We start from the raw sequence: 8,170 nt of genomic DNA, 5'->3' as shown, positions 1-8,170 counted from the left end.
GGGCATGGCCTTCACGCTGTCCTTCGGCAGCTGGGTCGGCGAGATCGTACAGGTCGCGGACACGCCGGCCGGCATCCGCATCGAGAAGGTGTGGATCGCTGCCGATGTTGGTACCGCGCTCGATCCCGACATCATCAAGGCGCAGCTCATCTCCGCCGCCATCTACGGCCTGTCGGCGGCGATGGGCCAGGAAATCACCTTCGCCGACGGCATGGTCGAGCAGTCGAATTTCCACGATTTCGACGCCATGCGCATCTTCCAGTGTCCGGTGTTCGAGGTCGCGGTGCTGGAGAATTTCCACAAGATGGGCGGCGTCGGCGAGGTCGGCACGCCGCCGGCGGCGCCGGCGCTCGCCAATGCCATCTTCGCGCTGACCGGTAAGCGCATCCGTAGGTTGCCGTTGTCCAAAGCGGTGGCCTTCGCATGAGGAAGCTTCATATCATGCTGACGCCTGCTGCCATCATGTTCTTGGCGGCACCTTTCGCAGCCGCTCAGGAGAGCCAATCGCCGGCGCCGGTGAAGGTCGATGCAGCCAGAGGGCTGCCCGAATGGGACAAGGTCTATAAGGTATTCTCGCATCCGCGCTGCGCCGATTGCCATGTCGCCGATGACCGCCCGCGCTGGTCGGGCGCGCATTATGGCGGCACCCGCGTGCATGGCTTCAACGTTCAGCGCGGGAGCGACGGCTCCGGCTTCGGCAATCCGGGCCTGCGCTGCACGACCTGCCATTTCTCCAGTAATTCCAAGGCATTGCACGGGCCGCCGGGAGCCGAGAACTGGCACCTGGCGCCGGCCGAGATGGTCTGGTTCGGAAAATCCTCGGCTGAAATCTGCGCCCAGATCAAGGACCCTGCCCGCAATGGCGGGCGCAGCCTGCAGGATGTGGCGCTGCATGTTCGCGACGACAAGCTGGTCGCCTGGGGCTGGGCGCCGGGGGCTGATCGAGAGCCGGCCCCAGGCTCGGCAAAGGAGACATACAATGCGATCGAGAACTGGATGGCGGCGGGCGCGCCCTGTCCGGCAGCGCAATGATCCATCAAACTTTCTGACTATTTTGCGTTGCAACTTTGAGGTAGAAGCGGCGCTTCGCCGATCACGGCAAATTGAATAGGGCCTTGCGCGCACCCATATCGGCGACGCGCCCGCATTTAAAAAAGCGGCCTGGCCGAACCCCGCAGTGGAAAACGACGATGCCGAAAATCAGGTTTCACAAGCTTGCAGCCATTGTTGTGCTCATTGGATTCGCAGCCTGGATGGGAACGGGAGAGTTTTCATCCGTGGGCAGCGCCGCCGCCGACAATCCGAAGGCGGGAGACGCCCCAAAGGCAACGCAGCCCGAGGTCGGAGCACCGAAGACGGCTGACGCCGAGCCGAAGGCGCCGCTGCGCACCGTCGCGGTGGTGACGCCGCCGCGCAAGACCTATGCGCGGGCGATACGAATCTCGGGGCTGACGGAGGCCGACAAGCGGGCGGTGCTGGCGACGCGTGTCGCCGGTGTCATCGACCAGCTGCCGGTCAAGCAGGGCCAGCGCGTCAAGACCGGCGACCTGGTGCTGATGCTGGCGGCCGAGGAGAAGATCTCCAACGTCGACAACGCCAAGCAGCTTCTGGTGCAGCGCCAGGCCGAACTGGAAGCGGCCCTGCGGCTGATGAAAACCGGCAATCTGCCCGCACTGCAGCTCGACACCGCGCGCTCGAACCTGACGTCCGCGCAATCCCAGCTGGAGACCGCGCAAGCCGAGCTCGACCGCAACGAGGTCAAGGCGCCGTTCGATGGCGTCATCGACCGCATTCCGGTGGAACTCGGCAGCTCGGTGATGCAGGGCGGCGAGGTGGCGACCATCCTCAAGCTCGACCCGGTGATCGCGCGCGGCGAGGTCAGCGAGCGCGACCTGCGTTACATCAAGATCGGCGACGAGGCCAATGTGCGCCTGGTCAACGACCAGAAGGTGACCGGCACGGTTCGCTACATCAGCCGCGACGCCTCATCGCAGACCCGAACCTTCCGCGTCGAGGTGGCGATCCCCAATGCCGATGGCGCCATCCCCGCCGGCATGACGGCCGAAATCACGCTCAGCGCGCAGCCGACCGATGCGGTCATGCTGCCGCGTTCGGTGGTGACGCTGGGCGACAAGGGCGACCTTGGCATCCGCGCCGTCGGCAAGGACAACAAGGTGGCGTTCTATCCGATCGATCTCGTCGACGACACGCCGAACGGGCTGGTGCTGGGCGGCATTCCGCAGGACGCCCGCATCATCGTCGCCGGCCAGGAGCTGGTAAAGGAAGGCGACGCGGTCAAGCCGGTCGAGGCCGACCAGGCAACAATCAACAAGCTGATCGGCGAAGCCACCGCCGGCACGCAGTAGCGCGGCCAGGCGCCGGGCGCTGCCCGGCGACGGCTAGGTCGCTGCTCCTCGAAGACAACAGCAGGCATAAGTCATGGATATCGTCAGACTCGCCATCCACAACGCCCGCCTCACAATATCCGCGCTGCTGTTCCTGCTCGTGGCGGGCTGGGTCGCCTATCAGTCGACGCCGAAGGAAGCGGAGCCCGACGTTCCGATTCCGATGATGTATATCAGCCTGATTTACCAGGGCATCTCGCCGGAGGATTCCGAGCGCCTTCTTCTGCGCCCGATGGAAAGCAAGCTGAAGAACCTCAAGGGCCTCAAGGAGATGCGTTCGGCCGCCTTCCAGGGCGGCGGCTACGTGCTCGTCGAGTTCCAGCCGCAAACCAATCTAGCGACCGCGCTGCAGGACACGCGCAGCAAGGTGCAGGACGCCAAGGCCGATCTGCCGCAGGCCGCCGAGGAACCGACGGTCAACGAGGTCAACGTTTCCGAATTTCCGGTTCTAGTCGTGACGCTTTCGGGCGACGTGCCGGAGCGCGTGCTGACGGCGGCGGCGCGCGAACTGCGCGACCGCATCGAGGAAGTGCCTGGCGTGCTGGAGGGTTCGCTGCAGGGCGCCCGCGACGATCTGGTCGAAGTGGTCATCGATCCGGTCAAGCTGTCGTCCTACGGGCTGCAGCTCGACCAGGTCATGCAAGGCGTCGGCGCCTCCAACAGCCTGGTCGCCGCCGGCAATCTCGAGGGCTCGGAAGGCAAATACGCCGTCAAGGTGCCGTCGCTGATCGAGACGCCTGAGGACGTCGCCAACCTGCCGGTCGTCGCCACGCCAAATGCCGTGGTGCAGGCCAAGGACGTCGCCACCATCCGCTCCACCTTCAAGGATGCCGAGACGGTGACGCGCCTTGACGGCAAACCGGCGATCGCCATTGAGGTGAAGAAACGAATCGGCGCCAATCTGATCGACACGCTGAACCACGTCAGGGAAGTGTCCGACAGCTTCATCAAGACGATGCCGGAAGGCATGCACGTCACCTACACGCAGGATAAGTCGGTCTTCGTCAACCAGTTGCTCGGCGACCTGCAGAACCACGTGATGATCGCCGTCATCCTGGTGTTCATCGTCATCCTCTACGCTTTGTCAGGCCGCGCTTCCTTGCTGATTGGCCTCGCCATCCCGTCGTCCTTCCTGATCGGCATCCTTCTGCTCGCCATGATGGGCTACACGATCAACATGATCGTGCTGTTCAGCCTCATCCTGGCGGTCGGCATGCTGGTCGACGATGCCATCATCGTCACCGAATTCGCGGAACGGCGCATGAGCGAGGGCATGCCGAAGGCGGATGCTTTCGCGCTGGCCGCAAGGCGCATGGCCGGCCCGGTCATCGCCGCGACGATGACGCGCATCGCCGCGTTCTCGCCGCTCTTGTTCTGGCCTGGCATCATCGGCGACTTCATGAAATACATGCCGATCACGCTGATCGTGACGCTGTCGGCCTCGATGCTCTATGCGCTGGTGTTCGCGCCGACGCTGGGCGCCATCTTCGCCAAGGCGCCCAAGCATCACGAGGACGAGAACCGCGACGGCTGGTACATGGCGCTGGTCAAGCAGGCGGTGCGCTTCCCGATCACCGTCATCCTGCTCACCGTCGGCCTTTTGGTCGGCGTCGGCTTCGCCTACTCGAAATACGGCGCCGGCGTCGAGTTCTTCCCCAGCGTCGAGCCGGATTACGGCCTGCTCTACGTGCATGCGCGCGGCAATCTTTCGCTGGCCGAGATGGACGCCGCCACCAAGGAAGCGGAGAACCGGCTGCTCGGCTGGCCGGGCGTCAAGTCGGTCTACACGCGCGCCGGCAAGACGCAGGGCGGCGGCCAGGATATCCCCGAAGATGTCGTCGGCGTCATCCAGTACGAGTTCGTCGACTGGCGCGAGCGCAAGTCGGCCAACCAGATCCTCAGCGATCTGCGCGGCGTCATGGCAGGCATTCCCGGCGTCGATGTCGAAGTGCGTGTGCCGGAGGCAGGCCCGCCGACCGGCAAGCCGATCCAGATCAGGCTTTCGGCCGCCGACCCCAAGGGCCTCGACGACAAGGCACGCGCGGTGGCGGCGCGGATCGCCAAGATACCCAACGTCATCGACATTTCGGACGGCCTGCCGCCGCCCGGCGTCGACTGGGCGCTCGAGGTCGACCGCGCCAAGGCGGCGCAATACGGCATCAGCCCGACCTCGGTCGGAACGGTGGTGCAGCTGGTGACCAACGGCTTGAAGCTCTCGGAATACCGGCCCGCCGGGGCGGACGACGCGGTCGACATCAGGCTGCGGCTACCCGAGGACCGGCGCACGCTGTCGACGCTCGATGAGTTGAGAGTGCAGACCTCGCAAGGGTCGGTGCCGATCTCGAACTTCGTCGTGCGCAAGCCCGAGCCGACGGTCGGCATCCTCAACCGCATCGACGGCGCGCGAACAGTGGTGGTGCAAGCCAATGTCAGCGCCGGCGCGCAGGTCGCGGCGGTGCAGCAGGAGGTCACCAAGGCCGTCTCCGAGATGGATCTCGGCAGTGGCATCCGCTGGAAGCTCGCCGGCTCCAACGAGGACAGCGCCGAGGCCGGCGCCTTCCTCAGTAAGGCCTTCGGCGCGGCGATCTTCCTGATCTTCCTGGTGCTGCTCATGCAGTTCAACAAGTTCACCAGCGTCTGGCTGGTGCTGTCCTGCGTGGTCATGGCGACGGTCGGTGTGTTCCTCGGGCTGCTTCTGACGGGCGAGGCCTTCGGAATCGTCATGTCCGGCATCGGCGTCATCGCGCTGGCCGGCGTGGTGGTGAACAACAACATCGTGCTGATCGACACCTACGACCGGCTGCGCGAGGAAGGCTGGGACAAGATGGACGCGGTGCTGCAGACCTGCCGCGAGCGTGCCCGTCCGGTGGTGTTGACGGCGGTGTCGGCCATCCTCGGCGTGCTGCCGATCGCCTTCGGCCTTGGCCTCGAAATCTTCCATCACGAGACGACGATCAACGCGCCGTCGACGCAGTGGTGGATTTCGCTGTCGTCGGCGATCGTCTTCGGCCTCTCCTTCGCCACCTTGCTGACGCTGGTGGTGACGCCGTCGATGCTGATGGTGTTCACGCGCAGCAAGGATAGCCGCTTCAACGCGTTTTTCGGGCGGCTGTTCCGGCGCGGCAAGGGCAAGGTTTCAACGACCGTTGCCGACCACAGTGCAGGCGCCGAGCCGGCAATCGCCTTCCAGAAAGCTGCCGAATAAGTCAACTCAACCAGCAAGATAAAGGCCGCCCGGGGAACAACCGGGCGGCCTTTTGCATTGTTCCGGCATAACTTCACCTCACGGCGAGGGCTTTCTCATGACGATCAGCACACTTCTCGTCATTATTCTCATCCTCATCCTGATCGGCGCCGTGCCGGCATGGCCGCATTCGCGCTCCTGGGGCTACGGCCCTTCGGGCATCGTCGGCGTCATCCTGGTGGTGCTTTTGATCCTGCTGCTGATGGGCAGGATCTGATCCTTATGCGACCGAGCCATGTCACGGCTCGGTCGTTGTCAGCTCAAATCAGGCGGCCGCGCGTGGGGCGGGCGCGACGGCAATGCCGATGTCCCGCATGGCTTCCTTCACCGCCTGATCGAGCGGGGTGTGTGGGATTTCGCCAATGATCTTCTCCAGCCGTGTCGAGACCAGCCGGTGCTCCTCGAAACGAAGGTAGGACATCGAGACGATCTCACGCCACATCGCCACGAACGGGCTGCCAGCGCGTAGCACCCACCAGGGCATGAAGCCGAGCTTCAGCTTGCGCCCGAGCGGATTCTCGGCCGCTGCCTTGATATCGAGGTCGGTGACGGCATGGCCGGGGAAGTTGAGCGCCTCATAGAAGCCGAGCTTGTCCAGATTGCGCGCCAGGCCGACGAAGGCCACGGCGAAGTCGGGCAGATAGGCCCATTCATGGACGAGGTCGGCCGGGCCGGGCGCGGTGTAGATGCCCTTCTCCATCTTGGCGGCAACGACCAGGTCGAACCAGGAGCCGCTGCCGGTGCCGCCGAAGAAGTCGCCGGCCCTGAGCAGAATGGTGCGCACGCGGCCGGCCTCGGCCTCGCGGCGAAACAGATCCTCCATCGCGACGCGGATGCGGCCCTTCTCGGTCGTCGGCCGGAAAGGCGTGTCTTCCGTGATCACGCGAGGCATCGGCGAGCCGTAATTGTAGACGGTGCCGGGGAACAGATGAAGCGCGCCGTTAGCGCGGCAAGCGGCCGTGACGTTCTCGGCCATCGGCAGGCATTTGCCCCAGTCGGTGTAGATCGGGTTCAGGCCGTTGAAGATGATGTCGACGCCTTGCGTTGCGCGGATCAGCGAGTCTCGGTCGAGCGCATCACCGGCTATCGCTGTAGCGCCCTTAAGCTCGGCGGGCACCTTGCCGCTGCGGGTGACGGCGCGAACGTCGAAGCCGGCGTCGATGAAGGCTTTGCCTACGACGCGGCCGAGCCGGCCATTCGCGCCGAGGATTGCGATCTTGGTCATGTTTCGTCTCCGTGTCTGCGTTAGGCCACCAATTTGAGGTTTTCGCAAACGAATGGAAATTGACTGATTTTGGCGATTTGATATTCATAAATGGATGACGGAAATCGACTGGAACCTGATCAAGAGTTTCGTCACCGTGGCAGAGACCGGCAGCCTCTCCGGCGCCGCACGAAAGCTTGCGGCCAGCCAGCCGACGCTCGGCCGCCACATCGCCGAGCTGGAGCAGGCGATCGGCGTGACATTGTTCCGACGCGGGCGCAGCGGCTATGCGCTGACCGAGGCTGGCAACGTGCTGTATGAGCGCGGCAAGGCCGTCAGCGAGCAAGCGAGCGCGTTCTCGCTGCTGGCCCTTGGATCGGTCGAGGCGATCGAGGGCACCGTGCGCATCGCCGCCAGCGAGGTGGTGGCGGCCTATGTGCTACCGGATATCACCGCGCGGCTCGGCGTGGAGGAGCCGGGCATCGAGGTCGAGATCGTCGCTTCGAATCAGGTCGAGAACCTGTTGCGCAGGGATGCCGATATCGCCATCCGCATGGTCAAGCCGGCGCAGAACGAGCTGGTGGCGCGCAAGGTCGCCGACATTCCGCTGCGTTTCTGTGCGGCGAAGGCCTATCTCGACCGGCGCGGCCGGCCGAGCCGGCCCGGTGACCTCGCCGATCATACGCTGGTCGGCTTCGACCGCAGCGATGAGATCGTCCGCGGCCTCAATGCGTTCGGCATTCCCGTCAGCCGCGGCAGCTTTCGCTTCAGGACCGACAATCAAATCGTTCTTTGGGAAGCGGTGCGGACGGGAAATGGCATCGGCATCGGCCAGGAACCGCTGGCCGAACGCGATCCGTCGCTGGAGCTCCTGCTGCCCGGGCTGCCGTTGCCGTCGCTGCCGGTGTGGCTCGCCATGCATCGCGACGTGCGTAGCAGCTTGCGCATCCGCCGCGTCGCGGATTTCCTCCATGAGGAGCTGAAACGCTATTCGGCCGGCGCGGGCTCGGGGGAGAATTCGGCGCGGTGAGCAAGCCCGGCCATCAGAAGGACGACAACCAGCAGTCCCGACAGCGCGACGAAGATCGGGCCGAAGCTCGAATGCTCGGCGACGAAGCCGATCGCCGACGGCGCCACCAGTATGCCGGAATAGCCCATGGTGGTGACGACGCTCATGCCGGTGCCGGATGACATGCCTTCCTGGTTGCCGCCGGCCGAGAAGATGATCGGTACCATGTTGGCGATGCCGAAGCCGCAAAAGCCGAAGGCGGCAATCGCAAGCCATGGCGAGGGCGACAGCCCGGCCACCAGCATGCC

The 8,170-nt window shown here is 64.7% G+C and carries 7 protein-coding genes and 1 pseudogene; 6 read left to right on the top strand and 2 right to left on the bottom strand.

Annotation, left to right across the window (positions count from 1 at the left end):
• The 5 genes from EN742_RS15695 to EN742_RS15675 all read left to right on the top strand — a co-directional run.
• On the top strand, window positions 1-427 hold a 427-nt coding region (locus EN742_RS15695), incomplete at its 5' end, for a molybdopterin cofactor-binding domain-containing protein (protein ID WP_148670117.1).
• A 14-nt stretch (window positions 428-441) separates the two neighbouring features.
• The gene (locus EN742_RS15690) at window positions 442-1,032 is read left to right on the top strand and encodes a hypothetical protein (RefSeq protein WP_245482291.1); all 591 of its coding nucleotides are present in this window, start codon (window positions 442-444) and stop codon (window positions 1,030-1,032) included.
• Between the two features lie 158 nt (window positions 1,033-1,190).
• Window positions 1,191-2,366, top strand: coding sequence for an efflux RND transporter periplasmic adaptor subunit (locus EN742_RS15685; protein WP_126057913.1), 1,176 nt, complete (start codon window positions 1,191-1,193; stop codon window positions 2,364-2,366).
• Between the two features lie 73 nt (window positions 2,367-2,439).
• Window positions 2,440-5,610 carry an efflux RND transporter permease subunit gene (locus EN742_RS15680; RefSeq protein ID WP_126057914.1) on the top strand — a complete coding sequence of 1,057 codons (3,171 nt, stop codon included), beginning with the start codon at window positions 2,440-2,442 and terminating at the stop codon, window positions 5,608-5,610.
• 97 nt (window positions 5,611-5,707) lie between these two features.
• Window positions 5,708-5,866 (top strand): DUF3309 family protein, encoded by a 159-nt coding sequence (locus tag EN742_RS15675; protein WP_126057915.1) that lies wholly within the window; start codon window positions 5,708-5,710, stop codon window positions 5,864-5,866.
• A gap of 48 nt (window positions 5,867-5,914) precedes the next feature.
• Here the strand turns inward: EN742_RS15675 and EN742_RS15670 are convergent, their stop codons facing one another.
• Entirely contained in the window at window positions 5,915-6,874 is a 960-nt protein-coding gene (locus tag EN742_RS15670; RefSeq protein ID WP_126057916.1) for an SDR family oxidoreductase, read from the bottom strand.
• Between the two features lie 94 nt (window positions 6,875-6,968).
• Here EN742_RS15670 and EN742_RS15665 point away from each other — a divergent pair, with 94 nt between their 5' ends.
• A complete protein-coding gene (locus EN742_RS15665) occupies window positions 6,969-7,883 on the top strand; it encodes a LysR family transcriptional regulator (RefSeq protein WP_126057917.1) in 915 nt (304 codons plus the stop codon).
• On the opposite strand, the pseudogene EN742_RS15660 reads toward EN742_RS15665, so the two are convergent.
• A pseudogene (locus EN742_RS15660) lies at window positions 7,841-8,170 on the bottom strand (MFS transporter); the annotation flags it as partial. The gene EN742_RS15665 and the pseudogene EN742_RS15660 overlap by 43 nt on opposite strands.

The sequence above is a fragment of the Mesorhizobium sp. M4A.F.Ca.ET.020.02.1.1 genome, from assembly GCF_004022645.1.
Classification (GTDB): domain Bacteria; phylum Pseudomonadota; class Alphaproteobacteria; order Rhizobiales; family Rhizobiaceae; genus Mesorhizobium.
The sequence above is the reverse complement of the archived record's forward strand: the minus strand, read 5'-3'. Positions and strand labels throughout refer to the sequence as shown.

What these genes read in the sequence shown, in the direction of transcription:
- EN742_RS15690 (WP_245482291.1), top strand. Translation starts at nt 442, where the DNA reads ATGCTGACGCCTGCTGCCATCATGTTCTTGGCGGCACCTTTCGCAGCC.
- EN742_RS15685 (WP_126057913.1), top strand. Translation starts at nt 1,191, where the DNA reads ATGCCGAAAATCAGGTTTCACAAGCTTGCAGCCATTGTTGTGCTCATT.
- EN742_RS15680 (WP_126057914.1), top strand. Translation starts at nt 2,440, where the DNA reads ATGGATATCGTCAGACTCGCCATCCACAACGCCCGCCTCACAATATCC.
- EN742_RS15675 (WP_126057915.1), top strand. Translation starts at nt 5,708, where the DNA reads ATGACGATCAGCACACTTCTCGTCATTATTCTCATCCTCATCCTGATC.
- EN742_RS15670 (WP_126057916.1), bottom strand. Translation starts at nt 6,874, where the DNA reads ATGACCAAGATCGCAATCCTCGGCGCGAATGGCCGGCTCGGCCGCGTC.
- EN742_RS15665 (WP_126057917.1), top strand. Translation starts at nt 6,969, where the DNA reads ATGACGGAAATCGACTGGAACCTGATCAAGAGTTTCGTCACCGTGGCA.